This is a genomic window from Limnohabitans sp. (assembly GCF_044373035.1).
Taxonomy (GTDB): Bacteria; Pseudomonadota; Gammaproteobacteria; order Burkholderiales; family Burkholderiaceae_C; genus Limnohabitans_A.
Genome location: NZ_JBILQU010000017.1, coordinates 1 through 24,667, shown reverse-complemented (window position 1 = coordinate 24,667; position 24,667 = coordinate 1). Strand labels below are relative to the sequence as shown.

Below are 24,667 nucleotides of genomic sequence, written 5' to 3'. Positions count from 1 at the left end.
AAAGAAAGTGCCCAATGTCTGTTCATGTCGTTTCCGAAATGGCGGTGCTGATGCGCCGCGAAGCCGTGCAAGGGGCCATGTCCCGCTGGCAGTCGCACCGCTGGGTGCTGGCCGATGTGGTGCCGCATGAAGCCGGGTTTGGTGAAACCCCGCGCTGCCTGCGTCAAACCGATGGCGAAGCCCTGTGGCTTTACCCTGCTTGGCGGCTGGAGCTGTTCAGCGACGACGCCGAAGGCTATTGGCTCAACCTCACCTCGCCCACCCCCAGTCTTTTTGTCATGTGGCGTGTGCAACAAGGGCAGGATGGCCAGGAGGAGCAGGCTGTGCCCCAAGCCCTGAGTCTGAGTTACCACGACGCGGGTCGCTGGCTCGATGCCCAGGAAACCGTGGAAAACGTCCCTGCCTCGCCCGAAGTGGTGGCCCGGTTGCAGGCCTTCACCGACGCCTTTTATGTGCCCGAAGTCAAGCGCCGGCAGCGCCCGCAAAGTTTTCAGGGCCTGACCGACCGCTTTGGTCAACCCGCCTCGGTCAGTACAACGGACAAGCGCAAGGGCGGGAGGCAGGGCCCATGAGCGAGCACTTTTTCAGCCGCTGGTCGCAGCGCAAGCAATCCGTGGCCAAGGGCTTGCCGTTGGCCGAACCTGCCATCCCGGCGAGTCCGGTCGAGTCGTCTGAATTGACTGGATCGTCCCAATCGTTGCAAAGTTCCAAGGCTGCGGCCCAAGAGACTGAGTCGGGTGCAACCGAAGCGAAGTCCAGCGAGTTACCCGCCAAGCCCTTGCCCAGCCTGGACGATGCGCGCGCCTTGACGCCGAACTCGGACTTTCAGCCTTTCATGCGGCCCGGCGTGACCGCCGATGTGCGCAATGTGGCCATGAAAAAACTGTTCACCGACCCGCATTTCAATGCCATGGACGGCCTCGACATCTACATCGGCGACTACAACACACCCGACCCCATGCCTGCAGGCATGCTGCAAAAAATGGTGGGCGCGCAACTGCTGGGTTTGTTCGACAAACCCGATGAAGCGGCGGCAAAGACTGCGGCCACGGCCGAGCCCGTGTTGCCTGTTGTCAGTCCTGCTGCAGGCCCTTGTGAAAACCCTGTGCAAAGTCCTGCGGCTGCGCAAGGCTCGCCAGTTGTGGCACAGTCGCCTCCTCACCTGCCTGATTTGGCAGGGCCGGTCAGCCCCGTGCTTCAGCCCCACGTCAACGCGCACCCCAAACATGACCACCCTGATTTGCAACTGCAACCAAACCATGCCCCTGCAAGCCCAAGCTCTGGGCCAAGCACTGGGTGAAGACCTCACGCTGCACACCACCTTGTGCCGCCGCGAGGCTGGACAATTTCAAAAAGCCGTGAAAACCGGCGAGACCGTGGTGGTGGCTTGCACCCAAGAAAAACGCCTGTTCAGTGAACTGGCCGAGCAAACCGAAGGCGCGATTTCGCCCATCCGCTTTGTCAACATCCGCGAAACCGGCGGCTGGGGCCGTGAAGCCGCACACGCCACAGCCAAAATGGCCGCACTGCTGGCCGCTGCCCGTTTGCCCGAACCCGAACCGGTGGCCACCGTCACCTACAAAAGCGAAGGCCGCGTGCTCATCATCGGGGCCATCGATGTGGCCGAACGCGCCGCCAGTTTCTTGTCAGATGCGATGCAGGTCACGATTTTTGCGCAAGGCCCGGGTAACGCCGGGGGCAGTCAGGAACGGCGTCATCCCGTGGTGGCCGGGCGCTTGCAAAGCCTGAGCGGATGGCTGGGTGCGTTTGATGTGACCTGGGACGCCAGCAACCCGATTGACCTGGACCTGTGCACCCGCTGCAACGCTTGCGTGGCCGCCTGCCCCGAGCAGGCCATTGGCCTGGATTACCTGGTGGACTTGTCACGCTGCACATCGCACCGCGACTGCGTCAAGGTGTGCGATGCCGCAGGTGCTATTGACTTCAGCCGCGACGCCCGTCCGCGAACCGAGCGCTTTGATGTGGTGCTGGACTTGCGTGGCGACCAAGCATCGCCCACCTTCACCTCACACGCCTTGCCGCAAGGCTACTTCCGCTGGGATGGACAAGACCTGCCAACTTTGCTGAAGGTGCGCGAACTGGTGGGCGAGTTTGAAAAGCCCCGGTTTTTTGCCTACAAACAAAAGCTCTGCGCCCACAGCCGCAACGAACAAGTCGGCTGCAGCGCCTGCATCGACATCTGCTCGGCCGAGGCCGTGCGCTCGGACAAAAGCCGCCAGCAAATCGTGGTCAACCCCAACTTGTGCGTGGGCTGCGGCGCTTGCACCACGGCTTGCCCCACTGGGGCCCTGACTTACGCTTACCCGCGCCCGGCAGAGCAGGGGGCCAAGATCCGCGCATTGCTCTGGGCCTACCAAGCCGCTGGCGGGCGCGATGCTGCTTTGCTGTTGCACAGCCAAGACAAAGGCCAGGCGCTGATCGACGAGCTGGGTCGGGGTGCGCAGCTGGGCGTGATGCAAGGCGTGCCTGCCCGCGTGATGCCCGTGGCCCTGTGGCACACCGCCAGTGTGGGCATGGAGCTGTGGCTGTCGGCCGTGGCCTATGGCGCTCGCCAGGTCATGGTGCTGATCACCGCCGAAGAAGCGCCGCAATACCGCGCCGCGCTCCTTGAGCAAATGGCCGTGGCCCAAAGCTTGCTCAACGGCCTGGGTTACACCGGCGTGCATTTCCAGCTCATCGAAGCCAAGACCGCGTTTTCTTTGGACGCCGATTTGCAACGCCTGTGCGCCCGCAGCCTCAAGACCGCCAGCCTGCCCACAGGCCCTGCCGTCGCCGCCCGTCACGCGGTGCAAGCCGAAAAGCGCAGCAACCTGGAGCTGGTCATCGACCACCTGATGGCCCAGTCGCCCGTGATGGCCATGGACGAGGCCTCGCGCCCCAAGGCACTCGCCTTGCCCGCCGCGGGGTCGCCTTTGGGCAGCATCACGGTGGACGGCAGCAAGTGCACGCTGTGCATGAGCTGCGTGGGCGCTTGCCCTTCGTCGGCGCTGCAAGACAACCCCTTGCAGCCCGAGTTGCGGTTTGTCGAGAAAAACTGCGTGCAATGCGGTCTGTGTGCCACGACCTGCCCCGAAAACGCGATCACGCTGCAGCCGCGCCTGTCGCTGCTGGCCGAACGGACGCAGCCCCGCGTGGTGCACAGCAGCCCGCCGTATGCCTGCATCCGCTGCGCCAAACCCTTTGGCACCCTCAAAGCGATTGAGACCATGTTGGGTCGCCTGACTGGCCACAGCATGTTCCAAGGCGCCGCGCTGGAACGCCTGAAAATGTGCGGCGACTGCCGCGTGGTGGACATGTTCACCGACGAGAACCAGGTGCGCATCACCGATGGCCAACTGCCTCCCAAAACCCGATAAATGCTTGCCATGAGCCCAGACCTGAACCTGTCCGCCAGCAGCCATGCGCTGGACGAAGAAACCGCCCGCGCCGAGGTGTACGGCCTGCTGTCTCAGCTGCTTTATGCCGCGCCATCGGCCGATTTGCTGGGCCAATTGCAGGTGGCCGTGACCGAGGCCCCCGATGCAGGTGGTTTTCTGGAAGAGCCTTGGCGCGACCTGGTGGCCAGCGCACGCAGCCTGAACCACGATCAGGTGGTGGCCGAATACAACCGCCTGTTTGGTGGGGTGGGCAAGCCCGAGGTTTACCTGTATGGCTCGCACTACCTCAGCGGCTTTTTGAACGAAAAACCATTGGTCAAGCTGCGCGACGACCTTGCAGCCTTGGGCCTGGGCAAAGGCGAGGGCATGTCCGACACCGAAGACCATGTGGCCTATGTCTTCGAAGTCATGCGCTACCTGATTGCCGGGGACGATGTGGCCGTGGCCAACCTCACGCACCAAATGGCATTTTTCAGCCAGCATCTGCAGCCGTGGGTGCCGCAAATGTGCCAAACGCTGCGGGCGCATCCTGCGGCTGTTTTTTATGCCCATTTGGCCGCATTCACCGAAGCTTTTCTGAGCGTGGAAACGCAGGGCTTCGATTTGGTGGCTTGATTGAAATGTTAAACGGGGTTTCATAGGGTTTTCACTGACCGGTGAGCGTTTGGTGCGCTGCATAATCTATAACCAGGTGGTAATTTTTCACGCTTGAAAGTTCAACAGGAGACAACATGACCCGAATTCAACAAGACGCTCAATCTCAGACCAGCGAAGCCCCTGAGGCCAGCCGTCGTCGCTTCTTTGGCAAGGCTGCCACCGCTGCTGTGGCTGTGCCGCTGGCCGGCGTGCCCATGATCGCTGTGGCCCAAGCCCCCATCGTGTTCAAGATGCAAGGCTCCTGGGGTACCAACGAAATTTTCAGCGAGATGGCGCAGCAGTACGTCACCCGCGTCAATGAAATGTCCGGTGGCCGCCTGAAAATCGAATACCTGCCTGCAGGTGCTGTGGTCAAGCCGTTCGAAATCATCGACGCCGTGAGCAAAGGCGTGCTTGACGGTGGTCACCACGTTTCCGGCTATTGGTACGGCAAGAACAAATCGGCTTCTTTGTTCGGCACAGGCCCCGTGAGCGGCGCCACCCCCGATATCGGTTTGAGCTGGATTCAGGCCGGTGGTGGTCAGCAGCTGTGGGACAAACTGGTCGCCAAGATGAACCTGAACGTCGTGGGCTTCTTTTCCTTCCCCATGCCTTCCCAACCTCTGGGTTGGTTCAAAAAGGCCCCACCCAAGAAGGCTGCTGACCTCAAGGGCTTCAAGTACCGCACCATTGGCCTGGCTGCCGACATGTTGCAAGAAATGGGCATGGCCGTGGCCCAGTTGCCTGGCGGTGAAATCGTGCCTGCGATGCAGCGCGGCGTGATCGATGCCTTCGAGTTCAACAACCCCACCGCCGACATGCGCTTTGGGGCACAAGACGTGGCCAAGTTCTACTCCATGGGCTCTTTCCACCAAGCCCAGGAATTTTTCGAGATCATCTTCAACAAGGACAAGTACAACGCTTTGCCTGCTGACCTGAAGGCGATCCTGAAGTACGCCGCCGAAGCCGCATCGACCGCATCGACCGCCTTGGCACACGAAAACTACTCCAAAGACTTGCAGGAGTTGATCGTCAAGCACAAGGTGCAGGTCTCGCGCACCAGCGCTGATGTGTACAAAGGCCAGTTGGTGGCATGGGACAAGGTCACGGCCAAGCTGGAAAAAGAAGTTGACATGTTCAAGGAAGTGAACGACTCCTTCAAGGCCTGGTCGCGTCGCGTAGGCTTCTACCACTTCACTAACGAAGCCAACTACCGCATGGCTTACGAGCACGTGCAGAAAACCAAGCTGCCAGTCTGATCATTGGGTCCACTTAAAGGCTGTCGGAATCAATTCCGGCAGCCTTTGTTTTTTCTGTCTAGAGGTAAATCGCATGGAAGTTTGGATTCGAAGGATTGACATTCTCAACAAGTCGATTGGTCACGCCTTTTCTTGGTGCGTATTGATCTTGGCCGCATCCACCTGTTTCGAGGTGTTCATGCGTTATGTGCTCAACAGCCCCACCGTGTGGGCGTTTGACATGAGCTACATGTTGTACGGTGCCATGTTCATGATGTCGGGTGCTTATGCCCTCTCGCGCAACTCGCACGTTCGAGGTGACTTCTTTTACCGCAACTGGCCTAACCGCACACAAGCCAAAGTGGATTTGGCTTTGTATTTCGTTTTTTTCTTTCCCGGCATTTTTGCCATGGTGTTCACGGGTGGTCAATACGCCTACGAAAGCATGCGCATTTTGGAGTCCAGCGTGAACAGCCCCGCTGGTGTGCCGGTGTGGCCCCTGAAGTCCGTTATTTTTGTGGCCGGTGTCACGCTGCTGATTGCAGGTGCGGCCGAGGTCATGCGTTGCCTGGTGTGCATCCGCACTGGCGAGTGGTTGTCGCGCGGCAGCGATGTCGAGGAACTTGAACAAGTGTTGATTCAACAGCACGCCGAGAAAGCAGTACCATGAGTGATCCGTTTGTCGCCCTCTTAATGCTGGGGCTCTTTATTGTCTTTATCTTTTTCGGTTTCCCGATCGCCTTCACGATGATGGCCATGGGCATGGGTTTTGGCTTTTACGCCTATTTCACGCCCGACCAGTTGATCTGGGACAACCGCATCTTGTACCTGTTCACACAAAACACCTTCAGTGTGATGAACAACGATGTGCTCATATCGATCCCCTTGTTTCTCTTCATGGGTTATATCATTGAGCGGGCCAACATCCTGGACAAGTTGTTTTTGAGTTTGCAAGTCGGCTTGCGTGCTCTTCCTGGCTCCATGGCCGTGGCTGCACTGGTCACTTGTACGCTTTTTGCTACAGCCACCGGCATTGTGGGTGCGGTGGTGGCCCTGATGGGCCTGATCGCCTTGCCGGCGATGCTCAAAGCCGGTTATGACGAAAAACTGGCCAGTGGTGTCATCACGGCAGGCGGCACTTTGGGCATCTTGATTCCACCCTCCATCTTGCTCATCGTTTATGCGGCCACCGCCAGCGTCTCGGTGGTCAAGATGTACGCTGCGGCCATCATCCCTGGCTTCACATTGGCGTTTCTTTACTTGCTCTACATCATCGTGCGGGCCACGCTCAATCCCTCTTTGTGTCCCAAGCCCAAAGATGTCTACGATTACTCCGTCTGGGAAAGCATTGTCATGGTGTTGAAGGCCTTTGTGCCTTTGGCGGTCTTGATCATGTCGGTGTTGGGCTCTATTTTGTTTGGTTTGGCGACACCCAGCGAAGCGGCCGCCATGGGCGTTTTGGGCGGCATCATCTTGGCCATCGTTTACCGCGCCTTCACTTGGCAGCGGCTGCGCGAATCGGTTTACCTCACGGCCCGCACCTCGGCCATGGTGTGTTTCCTGTTTGTCGGTTCGGCCACTTTCGCCTCAGTGTTTGGTTACTTGGGCGGTGAGACTTTGGTCAAGGACTTCATGCTGGCCTTGAGCCTGTCGCCTTTGCAGTTCTTGCTGCTGTCACAGTTGCTGATCTTCATCCTCGGATGGCCTTTGGAGTGGAGCGAGATCATCATCATCTTCGTGCCCATCTTCTTGCCGCTGCTGCCCTTGTATGGCATCGATCCGATCATGTTCGGCATCTTGATCGCCGTGAACTTGCAGACCGCTTTCTTGACCCCGCCGATGGCGATGTCGGCCTATTACCTGAAAGGTGTTGCACCCAAAAGTCTGCAATTGAACACCATCTTCAAAGGGTGCATGCCTTTTGTGTACATCATTTTGTTCACACTGGCCATGACCTATGTCTTTCCTGCCATGGTGACCTATTTGCCAGACCATTTCTTCAACCAGTCGGTTGAGATGGAGCGCGATCCCAACGACGAGTCGGTGGTCAACCCTGATTTCTTCAAGCCGCAGTGATGAGTGCCGATCCCCTCAGCGTTTCGGAACTCACGGCCCTGCAAATCCGTGAGCACCTGCTCAGCGGCCAAGAGACGGTGGAGGAGTTCACCGTCAAACTGGGTCAATTTGTGGATGCGGCCGATGACAAGATCAAGGCTTTCGCGCACCGCGATGACCGAGTGGTAGCGCTGCAGGCAGACAACCTGCAACGCGACCGCACCGCTGGTCATTTGCCTGGTCCTTTGTACGGCGTGCCGGTGGCGGTCAAGGACATCATCGACACCATGGACTTTCCCACCGAATACGGCAGTGCCATCCACACGGGCCGTTACTCGGTGGGTGATGCCACCGTGGTGTCGCGTTTGCGCGCGGCGGGGGCCGTGATCTTCGGCAAAACCGTCAGCACGGAATTTGCCACCACCCAGGCGGGCCCGACCTGCAACCCTCACAACACGTCGCACACGCCGGGCGGCTCGTCCAGCGGTTCGGCCGCTGCCGTGGCCGCTGGCATGGTGCCGGTGGCACTGGGCACCCAAACCAATGGTTCGGTGATCCGCCCGGCCTCCTATTGCGGGGTCTATGCGTACAAGCCCTCACGCGGGCTGCTGCCGCGCACCGGGGTGCTTGACCAGTCCCCTTCGCTCGACGAAGTGGGCGTGTTTGCGCGCAACCTCGAAGACATCGCTTGGGTGGCTGAAATCTTGACGGGTGACGACGGCCATGACGCCGCCACCGCACGCCAGGCCCCACGCCGTTTGTACGATGTGGCAGTTTCGGAGCCACCGCTGCCACCCAAATTTTGCTTTGTCAAAACCCCTTGGTGGGATCAGGTTGACCCCGAAGCACGCGAAGCCTTCGAGGCTTTTGTGGACCACTTGGGCGACTGCGTGACACACGTTTCCTTGCCCGACATCGTGCGCAATGTGGCGCCTTGGCTGGCGACCATCAACGAGTCCGAGCTGGCGTTTTGCCTGCAAAAAGAATGGCTCCACAGCCGCGAACTGTTGAGCGAGCCACTGCAAGCGCGCATCGAAAAAGCCATGACCATCCCGGTCACCGATTACCTGGTGGCCAAAGACCGACAGTTCCACGTCATGACTGCTTTTGACGAGTACTTCGCCACTTATGACGCCATCTTGTGCCCGGCTGCGCTGGGCACCGCCCCTTTGGGGCTGGAATCGACGGGCAACCCGATCATGCAAACCACCTGGAGTTTTGCCGGTTTGCCCAGTCTCAACTTGCCGCTGATGAACCTGTCCAGTGGCTTGCCATTGGGTGTGCAGGCCGTTGGTGCTCACCAAAACGATGCCCGCTTGCTGCGCTCTGCGCGTTGGCTGGTGGCTGAATTTGTCAAAAGGAATCTGGCATGAAATCGCTTGAACGCTTCACTGGCCTCTTGGGCCTTGCCCTGATGGCGGCTTTCCTGCTGCCGTATATTTTCAAGCTGCCCCAGCTGGACATCACCCTCATCTTGTTGGGCGGCTTGGGTTTGGCTGTGTATGATTATTTTTCTTCGGGCAAAGACGACAAAACCGAGTGATCGCACCACAGGGACTGAGGGTCCTGTGTGCGCCAGCACACATCAGCTGGTGCCTGGGTTGAGGCGCGCGTCACCAACTTGACTTGCTGACCCCTCACCTAAGGGTATTCACCCAGATTGCTTTGACATGTAGCAGTAACATCACGGCCTATGCAATCATTTGCATGAGATGGCTTTTTGAGCTTGCCCTGACTTTTCATTTTCCGGAGTGCTCGATGACTTCTAAATCTTCTACCCTCTCCCGCCGCAGCCTGTTCTCGGGGGCTGCCACGGTGGGCGCGGTGGCTGCAGCCACCGCTGTTTTGCCGGGTGTGGTTCAGCAGGCCGCGCCATTGGCCACAGCGCTGCCCAAGCCCTCACGTGGCGGTGGTTACACCCTGAGCGAACACGTTCAGCAGTACTACAAGACCACCCGCGTCTGATTTTTCCTCTTTCTTTCTGTTCTTCCCCAACTGGAGCACTCCATGTTGCTGACCAAAAAAACCTCCGGCGCCACGGGCGCCACCTCATCCCCCTTCATCCACAGCTTGCGCCGTGGTTTGTCGCAGGCTTTGCCCACGCTCGATCGCCGCAGCTTTTTGCGCCGCTCAGGTCTGGGTGTGGGTGTTGGCTTGGCCGCATCGCAGCTGAGTCTGGTGCAAAAAGCGCAGGCCGCCACCGCCAAGTCCATCACGGGCGCGGGCAAGGTCGAAGTCAAACGCACCATCTGCACCCACTGCTCGGTGGGTTGCGCCATCGATGCGGTGGTGGAAAACGGTGTGTGGGTGCGCCAGGAGCCTGTGTTCGATTCGCCGATCAACCTGGGTGCGCATTGCGCCAAGGGTGCGGCCATCCGTGAGCACGGCCACGGCGAGTTCCGCCTGCGCTACCCCATGAAGCTGGTCAAGGGCAAGTACGAGCGCATCAGCTGGGACGTGGCCCTCAACGAAATCAGCGCCAAGATGCTGGAGCTGCGCAAGGCCAGCGGCCCCGACAGCATTTATTACGTGGGTTCCTCCAAGCACAACAACGAACAGGCCTACTTGCTGCGCAAGTTTGTGAGCTTTTGGGGCACCAACAACTGCGACCACCAAGCCCGTATTTGCCACTCCACCACGGTGGCCGGTGTGGCCAACACCTGGGGTTATGGCGCCATGACCAACTCGTACAACGACATGCAAAACAGCAAGGTCGCTTTGTACATCGGCTCCAACGCGGCCGAAGCCCACCCGGTGTCGATGCTGCACATGCTGCACGCCAAGGAAAACGGCTGCAAGATGATCGTGGTTGACCCACGCTTTACACGCACCGCAGCCAAGGCCGACGAGTTCGTGCGCATCCGCTCCGGCACCGACATTCCTTTCCTGTTTGGTGTGCTCTATCACATCTTCAAGAACGGCTGGGAAGACAAAAAATACATCAACGACCGCGTCTACGGCATGGAAGCCATCAAGGCCGATGTGATGGCCAAGTGGACACCCGACAAGGTGGAAGAGGCTTGCGGTGTGAAAGAAGCGCAAGTCTTCAAGATCGCCCAGATGCTGCACGAGAACAACCCCGGCACCATCGTCTGGTGCATGGGCCAGACCCAGCACACGATTGGCAACGCCATCGTGCGGGCTTCTTGCATTTTGCAATTGGCTTTGGGCAACGTCGGCAAGACCGGCGGCGGCACCAACATTTTCCGTGGCCACGACAACGTGCAAGGCGCGACCGACGTCGGCCCCAACCCCGATTCACTGCCCGGCTATTACGGCCTGGCCGAGGGCTCGTGGAAGCATTTCGCCAACACCTGGGGTGTGGACTTCGAGTGGATCAAAAAACAGTTCGCATCGCCTGCCATGATGGGCAAAAACGGCATCACCGTGTCCCGCTGGATCGACGGCGTGCTCGAGAACAACGAGCTGATCGACCAGGACAGTAACCTGCGCGGCGTGTTCTATTGGGGCCATGCCCCCAACTCGCAAACCCGTGGTCTGGACATGAAGCGCGCCATGGACAAGCTCGACTTGTTGGTGGTGGTCGACCCCTATCCATCGGCCACAGCGGCCATGGCTGCCATGCCCGGCAAAGCCGAAGACCTGAACCCCAACCGCGCGGTGTACCTGTTGCCCGCCGCGACGCAGTTCGAGACCAGCGGTTCTTGCACCGCCTCCAACCGCTCCTTGCAGTGGCGCGAGAAGGTCATTGAGCCTTTGTGGGAAAGCCGTTCTGACCACATGATCATGCACCAGCTGGCCGAAAAACTCGGCTTTGCCAAAGAGCTGTCCAAGAATTACAAAATGCAAAAAGTCGGCGGCATGGACGAGCCCGTGCCCGAGGACATCCTGCGCGAGATCAACAAGTGCGTTTGGACCATTGGCTACACCGGTCAAAGCCCGGAGCGCCTGAAGGCCCACATGAAGAACATGAACCTGTTCGACGTGAAGACGCTCAAGGCCAAAGGTGGCAAGGACAAGGAAACCGGCTACGACTTCACCGGCGATTACTTCGGCCTGCCATGGCCTTGCTACGGCACGCCCGAAATGAAGCACCCTGGCTCGTCCAATCTGTACGACACCTCCAAGCACGTCATGGACGGCGGCGGCAACTTCCGCGCCAACTTCGGTGTGGAGCGCGAAGGCAAGAGCCTGCTGGCCGAAGACGGTTCGCACTCGATGGGCGCTGACATCACCACCGGTTACCCTGAGCTCGACCACATCCTGCTGAAAAAACTGGGCTGGTGGGACGAGCTGACCGAGGCCGAAAAAGCCAAGGCCGAAGGCAAGAACTGGAAGACCGATTCATCGGGCGGCATGATCCGCGTGTTCATGAAAGGACACGGCTGCCACCCCTTTGGCAACGCCAAGGCCCGCGCCGTGGTCTGGAACTTCCCCGATCCCATCCCGCAGCACCGCGAGCCTTTGTATGGCACCCGTCCTGACTTGATGGCGAAGTACCCCACGCACGACGACCGCAAGGCTTTCTGGCGTCTGCCCACCTTGTTCAAGACCGTGCAGGACAAGAACATCGCTGACAAGGTGCACGAAAAGTATCCGCTCATCCTGACTTCTGGCCGTTTGGTCGAGTACGAAGGCGGTGGCGAGGAAACCCGTGCCAACCCCTGGTTGGCCGAGTTGCAGCAAGAGGCCTATGTCGAGATCCATCCCAAGACAGCAGCAGACCGGGGCATCCGCAACGGCGACCGCGTCTGGTTGACCGGTGCCACGGGTGCGCGTTTGGACGTGCAGGCCATGGTGACCGAGCGGGTGGACACCGCCACGGTGTGGATGCCTTTCCACTTCTCGGGCCGCTGGCAAGGCGCCGACATGCTGGCGCATTACCCCAAGGGTGCAGCGCCCATCGTGCGCGGCGAGGCGGTCAACACCGCCACCACCTATGGTTACGACAGCGTCACCATGATGCAAGAGTCCAAGACCACCATCTGCAACATCGAAAAAGCCTAAGCGCTCCAGGAGAACACGATGGCACGAATGAAATTTATTTGCGATGCAGAGCGCTGCATCGAATGCAACGGCTGCGTCACCGCTTGCAAAAACGAACACGAAGTCCCGTGGGGCGTGAACCGCCGCCGCGTGGTCACCCTGAACGATGGCGTACCGGGTGAGAAGTCGATCTCGGTGGCCTGCATGCACTGCTCGGATGCGCCTTGCATGGCGGTATGCCCGGTCAATTGCTTTTACAAAACCGAAGAAGGCGTGGTGCTGCACGACAAGGACATCTGCATTGGCTGCGGCTACTGCTCTTATGCCTGCCCGTTTGGCGCACCGCAGTTCCCGTCCAACGGCACCTTTGGCTTGCGCGGCAAGATGGACAAGTGCACCTTCTGCGCCGGGGGCCCCGAAGAGCATGGCAGCCAGGCCGAGTTTGAGAAATACGGCCGCAACCGCCTGGCCGAGGGCAAGCTGCCCGCCTGTGCGGAAATGTGCTCGACCAAAGCCTTGTTGGCGGGCGACGGCGATGTGGTGGCCGACATCCTGCGCGGTCGCGTGCTGGCCCGAGGCAAAGGCGCCGAAGTTTGGGGCTGGGGTACGGCTTACGGCAACTCAGCCAAACCAGGAGCCTGAGCATGAAAAAAACCATCTTCATCATCGGGTGCGCGGCTTTGCTGGTGGCGTGCGGCGAAACTTCGCAAGACAAGCCGGGCGTGCGTTCTGACAAGCCCGTGCAAAACGGCACCGGTGTGGCGGTCTACACCGCCCCGGGCTGGAAAGCCGGTGACAAAGACGGTTGGGCCAACCACCTCAAAGCCCGTGCCAGTTATGGTCAAGACGACCACGCCCGTGCTCCCAAGTGAGCCACAAGGAGAAGTTCATGCGTCGCTTCTTACTGAGCATCGGTCTGGCCCTGTGGACCTTGGGCGCTGTGGCCCAAACGCAGGCCCCGGCCTCTGCGGCCCCGCCCAAGGCCGCTGCAGCTGCCGCCCCAGCTGACAACAGCTTGGGCGTCAAAAGCGCCAACATCTTCCAGATTGCGCCGGGTGCCGATGCCGATCCAAAGTACAAGGACCAGACCAACGCCGAACGCGGCCAGGTCCAACCTGGCAATAACGCGCCCATGTGGCGTGCGGTGGGGCAGGGCGTGACCGGTTACACCAGTTTGCCCAAAAGCCAAGCGCCTGAAGCTGGCAACCTGATCCAGCCTTTTGTGCAATACCCCGGCTCGCGTCTGGCATCAGCCGGTGAATCCTGGCGTCAGGTGCGCAACAACATCATCATTCCGTACGGCGCAGCTTTGTTGCTGATCGCCGTGGGTGCGATGGCGCTGTTTTATTTCTCCAAGGGCACCATCGAATTACACGGCCAGGAAACCGGCCGCAAGATCGAACGCTTCACACCCTTTGAGCGCTCGGCCCATTGGGCCAACGCCATTGCTTTTGTGTCGCTGGCCATCTCGGGCATCGTCATCGCCTACGGCAAATACTTCTTGCTCCCTATTTTGGGTGGCACGCTGTTTGGTTGGCTGAGCTTTGCCCTGAAAAATCTGCACAACTTTGCAGGTCCCTTGTTTGCGGTGTCTTTGGTGGTGGTCTTCATCACCTTCGTCAAAGACAACATGCCCAGCAAGGACGATGTGGTCTGGATGCTCAAAGGCGGCGGTTTGTTCTCGGGCACCGAGGTGCCTTCACACCGATTCAATGCCGGTGAAAAGGTGGTGTTCTGGGGTGGCGTACTGCTTTTGGGCGCGATCGTGGTGGGCTCGGGCCTGGTGCTCGACATGCTGATCCCCGGCCTCATTTACGAACGCGGCACCATGCAAATCGCCAGCATGATCCACGGCGTGGCGGCCTTGTTCATGATGGCCATGTTCATCGGCCACATTTACATGGGTACCATTGGCATGCGCGGTGCTTACAAAGCCATGCGCACGGGCTATGTGGACGAAACCTGGGCCAAGGAGCACCATGAGTTGTGGTACGACGATGTGAAGTCGGGCAAGATCCCAGCCCACCGTACAGCCACCACGGCCCCCCCCGCCACCTCGAATGCTTCCACCGCTTCGGCTTGAGCCTGGAGAAACTTCATGAAAAAAACCCTGCTTGTTTTGTCCGCACTGGCCATCGGCTTCAGCGCTGCCGCCAAACTGCCTGCCCCCAGTGAGGAAGCCAAGGCCAAAGCCGCCGAGGCTGCGGCCAAAACCGCGCACGGCAACAAAGTGGCCGACTTCCAACTGTGCAAGTCACGCGAAAAGGTGGCAGCGCACTATTACAAAACCAATGGCAAAGGCAAGGCCGCACCTGCTGCCACGCCCGCTTGCGCGGACCCTGGTGCCTATAAGCCTGCAGAAACGACGGCTGCAGCGCCTGCCGCTGCGCCCGCAGCCGCACCAGTTGGTGCCAAGCCTGCTGCTGCGCCTGCCAAAAAAGGCTGATCGCGTTTCCAGCGTCACCGCAAAATCCCCCGTCGGCAATGGCGGGGGATTTTTACGTTAGGCTCAAGCCATGTCTGTTGTTCTGAACGCTCCCGTGGCCGCATCGGCCCCGCTCAAGCCCCACATCACCCGAGCGCGTGCACCCCTGACCCGCAGTGTGCCCGTGTGCAACGAATTCGGTGAGTCCTCCGAGACGCAAATCCCCGCTGAGCGTGCGCTGACCATTTACCTCGATAAAAAAGAGCTGGTGACCTTGATGACTCTGGGCGCCGAGCCCGAGTGGCTGGTGCTGGGCTTCTTGCGCAACCAGCGTCTGATTGATTCGGTGGACCAGATCGAATCCATCACCGTGGACTGGACGATTGGCGAAGGCGAGCTGGGCGAGCCCGGTGTGGCGGCGGTCAAAACCCGCGCCAACGCCCAGGTGGTGATCGAGCGCAGTGCCGAGCGCGTGGTGACCACCGGCTGTGGCCAGGGCAGCGTATTTGGCGATTTGATGGCCCACATTGACGAGATCGAACTGCCGCCCGCGCAAATCACCCAAAGCCAGCTTTACGGTGTGGTCAACGCCATCCGCTTGCAAGAAACCACCTACAAATCATCGGGCTCAGTGCACGGCTGCGCCTTGTTTCAGGGCGACCAAATGCTCATGTTCGTCGAAGATGTGGGTCGTCACAACGCGGTGGACACCATTGCCGGTTGGATGTGGATGCACGACGTGAACGCCCAGGACAAGGTGTTCTACACCACCGGGCGCTTGACCAGCGAGATGGTCATCAAGTCCGCACAAATGGGCGTGCCCGTGGTCGTCTCGCGCAGCGGCATCACGCAAATGGGCCTGGACGTGGCCCAGCGCCTGGGCTTGTGCGCCATTGGCCGCGCCACCAACAAACGCTTCTTGTGCTTCAGCGCCCCCGAGCGGCTGATCTGGCAGCCCGAGTTGGTGACCCCACCCGGTTGACCGCAATCAGCGGCTTGCTGGGCTGCATGCGGCCGATCACCCGTTGATGAACTTGGGGGCGCGTTTGTTCAAAAACGCGTCCATGCCTTCTTTTTGGTCGGCGGTGGCAAACAAGCCGTGGAACAGGCGGCGCTCGAACATCACGCCGTCGCTCAGCCCACTTTCAAAGGCGCGGTTGACGCTTTCTTTGGCCGCCATCGTGGCCAGTTGGCCATAGCCACAAATCATCAAAGCGGCCCCCAGTGTTTCGTCCATCAACTTGTCCAGCGGCACCACGCGGCTGACCAAGCCACCACGTTCGGCTTCTGCCGCGTCCATCATGCGGCCTGTGAGGACCAAGTCCATCGCTTTGGATTTGCCCAAGGCCCGAGGCAGGCGCTGCGTGCCGCCTGCGCCGGGGATGATGCCGATCTTGATTTCGGGCTGGCCGAACTTGGCGTTGTCGGCGGCGATGATGAAGTCGCACATCATGGCCAGCTCGCAGCCGCCCCCCAGCGCAAAGCCGCTGACGGCCGCGATCACGGGCTTGCGAATGCTGCGGATGGTTTCCCAGTTGCGCGTGATGAAGTCGTTTTTGTAAACGTCGTGGAAATTGAACTTCGCCATGGCCGAAATGTCAGCACCTGCGGCAAAGGCTTTTTCGCTGCCGGTGATGACGATGCAGCCAATGGCCTCGTCGGCGTCAAAGGCTTTGAGGGCCAGGCCCAGCTCGTCCATCAGAGCGCCGTTCAGGGCGTTCAGGGCCTTGGGGCGGTTCAGGGTGATGATGCCAACTCTACCGCCTTCGGTGCGGACTTCAATGTTTTCGTAGGTCAAGTGCTGTCTCCTGGGTGAGCGTCAAACGGAATGAATGGGCTCACTATACCCAAGGCGCTGACCCAGGGCTTTCGGCCCCTGATGGTTCTTGAACCTAGGGAAAACCCAAGGAAACAATTAACCAACCGATTGGTCGGTTAATGGTACATTTTCGCATTCGGAGATTTTCATGACTGACACATCAACATCCACTGTTTTGTATGAAGAACACGGCCCTGTGGCGGTGGTCACGCTCAACCGGCCTGCTGCGCTGAACAGTTTTGACCGTCAAATGCACCACGATTTGTGGGCGGCTTTTGACCAAGCCGAAGCCAACGCCCAGATTCGCGCCATGGTGCTGACCGGCGCCGGGCGAGGTTTTTGCGCCGGTGCCGATTTGTCGTCCTTTGATTTCACGCCGGGTCCTGATCGCGTGGCTCGGGCCGATCCTGGGCCCATCATTGACCAGGCGTTCAACCCCACCACAAGGCGCATCCAGACCTTGCGCATGCCCGTTGTGGCCGCCGTGAACGGGGTGGCTGCAGGTGCAGGCGCTTCGGTGGCCATGGCCTGTGACATCGCCATTGCGGCCCCTCAGGCCAGTTTCATTCAAGCCTTCAGCAAAATCGGATTGATCCCGGATGCGGGCAGCAGCTGGTTGCTGGTCGAGCGCTTGGGGCTGCCGCGGGCGCTGGCCTTGGCCATGACGGGCGACAAGTTGCCGGCCCAGCAGGCCAAGGAATGGGGTTTGATTTGGGACGTGGCCGACGACCCCTTGGCCGCAGCCTTGGCCCTGGCGCAGCGTTTGGCGAGCATGCCCACCCAAGCCTTGGTGGCCACCCGTGCGTTGTTGCTAGGTGCCACCACCCGCAGTCTGTCCGAACAGCTGGATGTGGAGCGTGACATGCAGTCGGCGATGGGCCGCACGCACGATTATTTTGAGGGGGTGCAGGCCTTCCTTGAAAAACGCGCACCCCAATTCAAAGGCGAATGATGCGCGACCCCCAAGCACTGGCCCATTTGGTGGGTGAGACGATGTTCGCTGTCGATGTGGCCTCCAAAGACACCATGGGCATGGAACTGCTGGCCTGCGAGCCCGGCCGCGCCGTGATGCGCATGACCGTCAAAGCGTTGCACCTGAATGGCCACCAAATTTGCCATGGCGGCTTCATCTTCACGCTGGCTGACTCGACCTTTGCCTTTGCCTGTAACAGCTACAACAAGAACGCGGTCGCGGCGGGTTGCAGTATCGAGTTTTTGAAGCCCGGCAAGCTGGGCGATGTGCTGACCTGTGAAGGCATTGAGCAGACCCTGAGCGGGCGTCACGGCATCTACGATATGAAAGTCACCAACCAAAACGGTGAAGTGATCGCCATGTTCCGTGGCAAGAGCGCGCAGATCCCGGGCACCGTCATCCCCGAATAAGTCAATGAATTGGGGGACTGGTCTTCAGCCCTGTCCCCCGCTGATCAAGTGGAGATTTGAATGAGTCAAAAAGCCTTCCCCCTCGAGCCGATTGAAAAGGCCAGCATCGACGAGCTGCGCAGCTTGCAGCTCAAGCGCCTACAGCAAACCCTGCAGCACGCCTACGCCAACTCGCCCGTTTACCGTGCCAAATTCGACGCGGCAGGCGTGCACCCCGATGACTGCAAGAGCCTGGCCGACATTGCCAAGTTCCCGTTCACTACCAAGTCAGACCTGCGCGACAGCTACCCCTTTGGCATGTTTGCCGTACCACGTGAAAACTGCGCCCGCATCCACGCGTCCAGCGGCACCACCGGCAAACCCACCGTGGTGGGTTACACCCTCAAAGACATTGACATCTGGTCCACTGTGGTGGCCCGCAGCATCCGCGCTGGCGGTGCCAAGCCGGGTGACATGGTGCACATCAGCTACGGTTATGGCTTGTTCACTGGCGGCATGGGTGCGCATTACGGGGCCGAAAAACTGGGCCTGACGGTCGTGCCTTTTGGCGGCGGCCAAACCGAGCGCCAGGTGCAGCTGATCCAGGATTTCAAGTCCAACATCATCATGGTCACGCCCAGTTACATGCTGGCGATTGCCGACGAATTTGAGCGCCAAGGCATCGACCCCAAGACCAGCTCGTTGCGCATCGGCATTTTCGGCGCTGAGCCCTGGACCAATGACATGCGCGCCGCGATTGAAAAGCGCATGAACATCGACGCGGTCGACATCTATGGCCTGTCTGAAGTGATGGGGCCGGGTGTGGCCAGCGAATGCATCGAGACCAAAGACGGCCCGACCATCTGGGAAGACCACTTCTACCCCGAGATCATCCACCCCGAGACGGGCGAGCCGGTGGCCGATGGCGAAATGGGCGAGTTGGTCTTCTCCAGCCTGACCAAAGAAGCCTTGCCCATCATCCGCTACCGCACCCGTGACCTGACGCGCTTGCTGCCCGGCACCGCCCGCAGCATGCGCCGCATGGAAAAAATCACCGGCCGCAGCGACGACATGATGATCATCCGGGGCGTGAATGTGTTCCCCAGCCAGATCGAAGAATTGATCTTGAAGCGCGCCGAGCTGGCCCCGCACTACCAGTGCGTGCTGACCCGCGAAGGCCCGATGGACGACCTCAAAGTGCTGATCGAAACCAAGCCTGGCGTCTCCCCCGACAGCATCGAAGCCCGTGCGGCTGCCAAGCAGCTGCAGCACGAAATCAAGGTCTACATCGGTTCGAGCGTGGCGATCGAGCTCAAGGCCGAAGGCGGCGTCGAGCGCAGCCAGGGCAAGGCCAAACGCGTGGTGGATTTGCGCGGCAAGTGAGTCAGACCCCAGGCCACTGATCGGGCGCGCGCTCCTTGGGCAGGCTCAGCTTCCAGCCGCTGGCCTGCGCAGGCACCGTCAGCGGCAAGCGCAGCAGGCGTTTGTCGCGTGAGACCAGGGCGGTCAATTGGCGCTCTTTGCCCAGCAAGGCGCTCAGCTCGTCGAGTTTGCTCAGGCGCCAGCTGCCGCCTTGCCCCTTGGCCCCCACGTCCAGAGCCAACCATTCATCCCCCGCAGCCAGGCCCGCCGCTTCGCCAGCGCCGCCGCGCAGCACCACTTTGACCTGCACACTGCCTGCGGCTTCGCTCACGCGAAGCCCCAAGCGCTGCGCCATGCCCGAGGTCTCGGCTTCCACGGTGATGCCATGCTCCGTGAGCAGCTCCCGCAGCGGCAGCTCTTGCGTGCTGTGCGCCCAGCGCTGGATCTCACCCGCCCAGCTGCGGCCGGTCACGGCTTGCAATTCGTCCAGCAAGTCCTGCTCACGCACGGGGCCGGCCTTGCAGCGCTTCCACAGGCCGCGCATCACGCTGTCGAGCGTGTGGCCTTCGGTGTTGAATTCGCGGCGCACCGTCAGGTCCAGGCACAGCGCCACCAGCGCGCCCTTGGTGTAGTAACTCACGGTGGCGTTGATGGTGTTTTCGTCCTGGCGGTAGTACTTGACCCAGGCGTCAAAGCTGGACTGCGCCACGCTTTGCACATGCCGTCCGGGCGTTTGCTGCACCTGCAAGAGGGTCTTGCCCAGCAGTTCGATGTAAGTGGCGTCGTCGATCAGCCCTGCACGGCGCAGCAAGATGTCGTCGTAATAACTGGTGAAGCCTTCAAAGAACCACAGCAGCTGCGTGTAGTTCTCCTGGCTGTAGTCGTAGCGGGCAAAGGCATCGGGGCGCAGTTGCTTGACGTTCCAGGTGTGAAAGTATTCGTGGCTGATCAGGCCCAGCAGCGTGGTGTAGCCCTCTGGCTTGCGCGGACTTGCGGACAGGCCGTTGTGGCGCGGCAAATCATCGCGTTTGCAAATCAACGCGGTGCTGTTGCGGTGCTCCAGACCGCCATAGCCGTCGTGCACGGCGTTGAGCATGAACAGGTAGTTCTTGTGCGGCGTTTTTTTGCCCGCTGCCTTGCCCGACCCATGCCAGAACCGAATGGCGGCCTCGCAAATTTTTTGCGTATCGGCCAGCAGGCGGTCACCGTCAAAGGAGGGCAAAGCCCCCGCCACCACAAAGCGGTGCGGCACGCCGCAGGCGTCGAAGCTGCCGCTCCAGAATGCGCCCAACTCCACCGGGCAGTCCACCAGTTCGTCGTAGTTCGCGGCTTGGTAAAGGCCGAATCCTTTTTTGTCGATTTTGAGCGGTGCCAGGCCTGTGGCCACCTGCCAACGGGGTTGGCTCTTCACAGCGTGCAACTGCAGATGGTGTGGTGCATTTTCTTGTCCGTGCACCCGCAGGCACAGGCTGGTGCCATTGAAAAAGCCGCGCTGGCTGTCCAGCCAGGCGGTGCGCACCGAGTTGTCAAAAGCATAGACCTCGTAGCTCAGCACCAAGGCTTGCTCGCGCTTGCAAGCCATGGCCCAGCTGCACTTGTCTTGCTGCTGTGTGGGCACGCTGCGCCGGCCTTGTTTGGCGCTCAGGTTTTGCAGGTTTTTGGAAAACTCGCGCACCAGATAACTGCCTGGAATCCACACCGGCAGCGACACGATTTGCAAGGCCTGCGGCTTGGCAATCGTCAAAGTCACGCGAAACAGATGCGCATGCAGGTCGGCGGCTTCAACGGTGTAGTGGATGGCGGTCATGTCGCACCCGCTGCCAAAAAGCAGCTCAAGCTGGCCACGATGGTCAATTGCAGACGCATGGGCAACCAGGGGGCCAGGCCAGCAGCCGGCCAGGTGCGGCGGTCCATCACATAGCAGCCGATCAGCACAAAGCCCAGCAAGGGCAAACCTGCGAAGGCGGGCATCATCACCCCCACCCAAGCCAGCAGCGAGGGCACCACGCCCCAGGTGAAGTGGATGCGCGACGCGTTGGGGCTGATCAAGGCGTTGCGAAAGCCCACGCCCCAATGGATGCCCCCCAAAAACGACACGATCACCGCGCCATAGCTTTGCATGGACAGGGCCACGTAGGGGTGCAGATCGGGGCCGATCAGCCACAGGCACAGGGCCAAAAACACAAAAGGGATCAGCCCGGCGTAGCCCAAGCGGCGGATCAACCGCCAGGTCGGGTCTTCGGTCATTGAATGCGGCAGTGTGGATGTCATTTGATCTCGGCGAGCATTTTTTCAACTTGGGTCATGGGCACGGCGCCGGGCACGCGGGAGCCATCGGCAAACAAGAGCAAAGGTGTGCCGGTGATGCGGTTTTTCTGACCAAAGGCCACGACCGAGTCAATGGCCGAGGCATCGCAATTGGCCGTGGGTGGGGTGGTGCCATTGATCATCCAGTCGTTCCAGGTTTTGGCCTTGTCTTTGGCGCACCAGATGTTTTTGGACTTGGTTTTGGAGTCTTCACCCAACACGGGGTAGAGGAAATGGTGAATGGTCACGTTGTCCAGTTTTTGCAGATCTTTTTCAAAGCGCTTGCAGTAGCCGCAGTTGGGGTCAGCGAACACAGCCAGCTTGCGTTTGCCATCGCCGCGCACCTGGGTGAAGGCGATTTTGAGGGGCAGTTGGTCAAAGGGGATGGCCGAGAGTTTGTCCATGCGCTCTTCGGTCAGGTTGCGCTTTTGTTTCACGTCGATCAGCGCGCCCTGGATCAGGAAGTTGCCCGTGGCATCGCTGTACATCACCTCGTTGCCCATGCGGATTTCAAACAAGCCGTTCATCGGTGTTTTGCTCACCTCGTCGATTTTGGGCAGGTTGGGCAGGCGCTCGCTCAGGTTTTTGCGGATGGCCGCTTCTTGCGCCATCACGCTGCCCAGCGACAAGGCGGTGGCCACGATCAGGGCCAGTTTGGACAGAGAGAACTTCATGACAGAGGCTTTCGGAATCAAAAAATAGAAGGACAAATCAGGTTGTGGACTTGGCAGGCTTGGGCGGGGTGCTTTGGCCCATGGCGCGATGCGTCATCCAGTGTTTGAGGGGCCCGCTGCAGTCAAACCCCAGCATGCCCCAGTTGCGCAGGTGTTGCCAGACCGGACCGGGTTGGGCAAACAGGCGCTGCAGGCCATCGGTGACCAGGCCCATGGCCTGCACATCGGCCTGGCGTGCGCGCTCGAAGCGGCGCAGCAGTTTGAGGTCGTGCAGCGGCCGCCAAAATTCTTTGGCGCGGATCACGCTGACCAGTTCCGCCACATCCGCCAGGCCCACGTTCAGGCCTTGACCAGCCAGCGGGTGCAGGGCATGGGCCGCATCGCCCGCCAGTGCAAAGGCTTGTTTGTTTTGGCCCGGCATGGGGCCGATCCAGCGCTTGGCACGGGCCAGTTGCAGCGGCCACACGGCACGCTTGGCCGACAGCTGCATGCCGCCCAGGGCATGGCCGCAGGCCTGGGCCAGCGCAGCTGAAAAGTCTTCGGGCGACATGGCCATCAATTCTTGCGCCCGCAGCGGGTGCACCGACCAGACCAGCGCGACTTCGCGCCCGCCTTCGCCCCCCAAGGGCAGCAGGGCCAGCACTTGGGCTTGCGGCTGCGCCATGCCGGGTGCGGAGCTCCAGCCAAACCATTGCCGGGCAATGCCCTCGTGCGGGTGCTCGCACATCAGGCGGGTGGCCAGGGCATGTTGCTCGTAATGCGTGATGTCAAAGCCTACACCCAACTCGGCACGGGTTTGGCTGGCGCGGCCTTCACACACCACAGTCAGCGGCGCGGCCACAGGAGCCTGCACCACTTGAATCTGGGGCTGAAACTGCACGGCCTGGCCCAGCAGCGCTTGCAGCACAGGCACATCCACCATCCAGTTGAGCTCACCCACGCCCTGCTCGCGGGCACCAAAGTTGAGCTGGCCGCCATCGTCGCCCCAGACTTTCATCTGGTGCACGGGCGTCACGGCGGGGGCCTCGGGCCAGCAGCGCAGGTCTTGCAGCAAGGCCTTGGCCGCGCCGTTGAGCGAATAGGCGCGCACATCGGGGGCCGTGTTGGGCTGGGTGCAGTCGACCAAAGCCACATTCAGCCGTTCGCGGGCCAGCAGCAAAGCCAGAGTCCGGCCCACAATGCCAGCGCCAAGGATGCAAATGTCAGGGGAAAGAGCCATGCTTGCATTGTAAGGAGGCGGCCCATCGCGCTGGGTCGCTGGGGACTTTGGGGCCGTGCCGCAGCCTTGGGGCTGTGCCGTTAAAATCGCAGCCTGATTTCAGAACCTTCCCCCGAATCACCGAAAGCCTTCCATGAGCCTCAAATGCGGCATCGTGGGTCTGCCCAATGTGGGCAAATCCACCCTTTTCAACGCCCTGACCCAAGCCGGCATTGCCGCTGAAAACTACCCTTTCTGCACCATCGAGCCCAACACCGGCGTGGTCGAGGTGCCCGACCTGCGCTTGCAGCAGTTGTCTGAAATCGTAGAGCCCGAGCGCATCGTGCCCGCCATCGTGGAGTTTGTGGACATTGCCGGTCTGGTGGCTGGGGCCAGCACGGGCGAAGGCCTGGGCAACAAGTTTTTGGCGCACATCCGCGAAACCGACGCCATCGTCAACGTGGTGCGCTGCTTTGAAGACGACAACGTCATTCACGTTGCCAACAAGGTCGATCCGATTGCCGACATCGAAGTCATCCAGACCGAGTTGTGCCTGGCCGATTTGGCCGCTGTCGAAAAAGCCATCCACCGCGTGAGCAAAATTGCCCGCTCGGGCGACAAGGAAGCCGTCAAGCAAATGGCGATTCTTGAGAAGTGCCAGACGGCTTTGAATGACACCCAGCCGGTGCGCACCATCGACTTGAGCAAAGAAGAACGTGTCGAACTCAAGCAGTTCTTCTTCATCACCGCCAAGCCCGCCATGTTTGTGGCCAACGTGTCGGAAGACGGCTTCGAGAACAACCCTTTTCTCGACCGCCTCAAGGCTTTTGCTGCTAAGCAAAATGCGCCCGTGGTGGCCATTTGCGCCAAGATCGAAGCCGAGTTGTCTGAAATGGACGTCGCCGACCGCCTGGAGTTCTTGAAGGAAATCGGTCAGGACGAGCCCGGTCTCAACCGCCTGATCCGCTCGGCCTACAACTTGTTGGGCTTGCAGACTTATTTCACTGCCGGTGTGAAAGAAGTGCGCGCCTGGACCATACATGTGGGTGACACCGGCCCGCAAGCGGCTGGCGTGATCCACACCGATTTCGAAAAAGGCTATATCCGCGCCCAGACCATCGCATTTGACGACTTCATCGCCTTCAAAGGCGAGCAGGGTGCCAAAGACGCTGGCAAGATGCGCGCCGAAGGCAAGGACTACATCGTCAAGGACGGTGACGTGATGAACTTCTTGTTCAGTCCTTGA

Annotated in this window: 25 protein-coding genes; 20 read left to right on the top strand and 5 right to left on the bottom strand. The window is 60.2% G+C overall.

The genetic code is table 11. The annotated features are described in order from the left end of the window. The first annotated feature begins 14 nt into the window (after nucleotides 1-14). The 16 genes from ACIQ47_RS04660 to ACIQ47_RS04585 all read left to right on the top strand — a co-directional run bounded on the left by ACIQ47_RS04660 (nucleotide 15) and on the right by ACIQ47_RS04585 (nucleotide 15,681). On the top strand, nucleotides 15-572 hold the full coding sequence (locus ACIQ47_RS04660; RefSeq protein ID WP_396437063.1) for a DUF3305 domain-containing protein: 558 nt from the start codon (nucleotides 15-17) through the stop codon (nucleotides 570-572). After that, nucleotides 569-1,300, top strand: coding sequence for a DUF3306 domain-containing protein (locus ACIQ47_RS04655; protein WP_396437062.1), 732 nt, complete (start codon nucleotides 569-571; stop codon nucleotides 1,298-1,300). The genes ACIQ47_RS04660 and ACIQ47_RS04655 overlap by 4 nt, the downstream gene beginning before the upstream one ends. Further along, nucleotides 1,227-3,377, top strand: coding sequence for a 4Fe-4S binding protein (locus ACIQ47_RS04650; protein ID WP_396437061.1), 2,151 nt, complete (start codon nucleotides 1,227-1,229; stop codon nucleotides 3,375-3,377). The genes ACIQ47_RS04655 and ACIQ47_RS04650 overlap by 74 nt, the downstream gene beginning before the upstream one ends. Before the next feature lie 9 nt (nucleotides 3,378-3,386). Continuing rightward, entirely contained in the window at nucleotides 3,387-4,013 is a 627-nt protein-coding gene (locus tag ACIQ47_RS04645) for a molecular chaperone (protein ID WP_296291024.1), read from the top strand. 116 nt (nucleotides 4,014-4,129) lie between these two features. After that, complete coding sequence (locus ACIQ47_RS04640) at nucleotides 4,130-5,293, top strand: TRAP transporter substrate-binding protein (RefSeq protein WP_396437060.1); 1,164 nt, start codon at nucleotides 4,130-4,132, stop codon at nucleotides 5,291-5,293. 73 nt (nucleotides 5,294-5,366) lie between these two features. Further along, entirely contained in the window at nucleotides 5,367-5,942 is a 576-nt protein-coding gene (locus tag ACIQ47_RS04635) for a TRAP transporter small permease subunit (protein WP_396437059.1), read from the top strand. Then, the gene (locus tag ACIQ47_RS04630) at nucleotides 5,939-7,348 is read left to right on the top strand and encodes a TRAP transporter large permease subunit (RefSeq protein ID WP_396437058.1); all 1,410 of its coding nucleotides are present in this window, start codon (nucleotides 5,939-5,941) and stop codon (nucleotides 7,346-7,348) included. Before ACIQ47_RS04635 ends, ACIQ47_RS04630 begins: the two co-directional genes overlap by 4 nt. Beyond that, nucleotides 7,348-8,700, top strand: a complete 1,353-nt coding sequence (locus ACIQ47_RS04625) for an amidase (protein ID WP_396437057.1) — start codon at nucleotides 7,348-7,350, stop codon at nucleotides 8,698-8,700. Before ACIQ47_RS04630 ends, ACIQ47_RS04625 begins: the two co-directional genes overlap by 1 nt. Continuing rightward, nucleotides 8,697-8,870, top strand: a complete 174-nt coding sequence (locus ACIQ47_RS04620; protein ID WP_396437056.1) for a hypothetical protein — start codon at nucleotides 8,697-8,699, stop codon at nucleotides 8,868-8,870. Before ACIQ47_RS04625 ends, ACIQ47_RS04620 begins: the two co-directional genes overlap by 4 nt. Before the next feature lie 215 nt (nucleotides 8,871-9,085). Beyond that, on the top strand, nucleotides 9,086-9,292 hold the full coding sequence (locus ACIQ47_RS04615) for a formate dehydrogenase (RefSeq protein ID WP_396437055.1): 207 nt from the start codon (nucleotides 9,086-9,088) through the stop codon (nucleotides 9,290-9,292). Between the two features lie 42 nt (nucleotides 9,293-9,334). Continuing rightward, entirely contained in the window at nucleotides 9,335-12,295 is a 2,961-nt protein-coding gene (locus ACIQ47_RS04610) for a formate dehydrogenase subunit alpha (protein ID WP_396437054.1), read from the top strand. Between the two features lie 18 nt (nucleotides 12,296-12,313). After that, complete coding sequence (gene fdh3B / locus ACIQ47_RS04605) at nucleotides 12,314-12,916, top strand: formate dehydrogenase FDH3 subunit beta (protein ID WP_396437053.1); 603 nt, start codon at nucleotides 12,314-12,316, stop codon at nucleotides 12,914-12,916. Between the two features lie 2 nt (nucleotides 12,917-12,918). Further along, nucleotides 12,919-13,146 (top strand): hypothetical protein, encoded by a 228-nt coding sequence (locus tag ACIQ47_RS04600; RefSeq protein ID WP_396429634.1) that lies wholly within the window; start codon nucleotides 12,919-12,921, stop codon nucleotides 13,144-13,146. A 17-nt stretch (nucleotides 13,147-13,163) separates the two neighbouring features. Further along, nucleotides 13,164-14,357, top strand: a complete 1,194-nt coding sequence (locus ACIQ47_RS04595) for a formate dehydrogenase subunit gamma (RefSeq protein ID WP_396437052.1) — start codon at nucleotides 13,164-13,166, stop codon at nucleotides 14,355-14,357. Nucleotides 14,358-14,372: 15 nt separating this feature from the next. Continuing rightward, nucleotides 14,373-14,720 (top strand): hypothetical protein, encoded by a 348-nt coding sequence (locus tag ACIQ47_RS04590; protein ID WP_396437051.1) that lies wholly within the window; start codon nucleotides 14,373-14,375, stop codon nucleotides 14,718-14,720. A 70-nt stretch (nucleotides 14,721-14,790) separates the two neighbouring features. Further along, on the top strand, nucleotides 14,791-15,681 hold the full coding sequence (locus ACIQ47_RS04585; protein WP_296291015.1) for a formate dehydrogenase accessory sulfurtransferase FdhD: 891 nt from the start codon (nucleotides 14,791-14,793) through the stop codon (nucleotides 15,679-15,681). 36 nt (nucleotides 15,682-15,717) lie between these two features. Here the strand turns inward: ACIQ47_RS04585 and ACIQ47_RS04580 are convergent, their stop codons facing one another. Next, nucleotides 15,718-16,497, bottom strand: coding sequence for an enoyl-CoA hydratase (locus tag ACIQ47_RS04580; RefSeq protein WP_396437050.1), 780 nt, complete (start codon nucleotides 16,495-16,497; stop codon nucleotides 15,718-15,720). A 169-nt stretch (nucleotides 16,498-16,666) separates the two neighbouring features. Here ACIQ47_RS04580 and ACIQ47_RS04575 point away from each other — a divergent pair, with 169 nt between their 5' ends. From ACIQ47_RS04575 to paaK, 3 genes are read left to right on the top strand one after another with little or no spacing between them, the layout of a single operon-like run. Continuing rightward, a complete protein-coding gene (locus ACIQ47_RS04575; RefSeq protein ID WP_396437049.1) occupies nucleotides 16,667-17,470 on the top strand; it encodes an enoyl-CoA hydratase-related protein in 804 nt (267 codons plus the stop codon). Then, a complete protein-coding gene (gene paaI / locus ACIQ47_RS04570; protein WP_396437048.1) occupies nucleotides 17,470-17,901 on the top strand; it encodes a hydroxyphenylacetyl-CoA thioesterase PaaI in 432 nt (143 codons plus the stop codon). The genes ACIQ47_RS04575 and paaI overlap by 1 nt, the downstream gene beginning before the upstream one ends. 60 nt (nucleotides 17,902-17,961) lie before the next feature. Further along, the gene (gene paaK / locus ACIQ47_RS04565) at nucleotides 17,962-19,263 is read left to right on the top strand and encodes a phenylacetate--CoA ligase PaaK (RefSeq protein ID WP_296291011.1); all 1,302 of its coding nucleotides are present in this window, start codon (nucleotides 17,962-17,964) and stop codon (nucleotides 19,261-19,263) included. Nucleotide 19,264: 1 nt separating this feature from the next. Here paaK and ACIQ47_RS04560 read toward each other — a convergent pair whose 3' ends face one another. Genes ACIQ47_RS04560 through ACIQ47_RS04545 form a run of 4 tightly spaced genes read right to left on the bottom strand, consistent with a single transcriptional unit; the run spans nucleotide 19,265 to nucleotide 23,442 of the window. Continuing rightward, a complete protein-coding gene (locus tag ACIQ47_RS04560; RefSeq protein ID WP_396437047.1) occupies nucleotides 19,265-21,049 on the bottom strand; it encodes a M61 family metallopeptidase in 1,785 nt (594 codons plus the stop codon). Then, nucleotides 21,046-21,513 carry a DUF3429 domain-containing protein gene (locus ACIQ47_RS04555; protein WP_396437046.1) on the bottom strand — a complete coding sequence of 156 codons (468 nt, stop codon included), beginning with the start codon at nucleotides 21,511-21,513 and terminating at the stop codon, nucleotides 21,046-21,048. The genes ACIQ47_RS04560 and ACIQ47_RS04555 overlap by 4 nt, the downstream gene beginning before the upstream one ends. Continuing rightward, the gene (locus ACIQ47_RS04550; protein ID WP_396437045.1) at nucleotides 21,510-22,223 is read right to left on the bottom strand and encodes a DsbC family protein; all 714 of its coding nucleotides are present in this window, start codon (nucleotides 22,221-22,223) and stop codon (nucleotides 21,510-21,512) included. The genes ACIQ47_RS04555 and ACIQ47_RS04550 overlap by 4 nt, the downstream gene beginning before the upstream one ends. 37 nt (nucleotides 22,224-22,260) lie before the next feature. Then, nucleotides 22,261-23,442 (bottom strand): FAD-dependent monooxygenase, encoded by a 1,182-nt coding sequence (locus ACIQ47_RS04545; protein WP_396437044.1) that lies wholly within the window; start codon nucleotides 23,440-23,442, stop codon nucleotides 22,261-22,263. A gap of 133 nt (nucleotides 23,443-23,575) precedes the next feature. Here ACIQ47_RS04545 and ychF point away from each other — a divergent pair, with 133 nt between their 5' ends. Next, the gene (ychF, locus tag ACIQ47_RS04540) at nucleotides 23,576-24,667 is read left to right on the top strand and encodes a redox-regulated ATPase YchF (RefSeq protein ID WP_396437043.1); all 1,092 of its coding nucleotides are present in this window, start codon (nucleotides 23,576-23,578) and stop codon (nucleotides 24,665-24,667) included.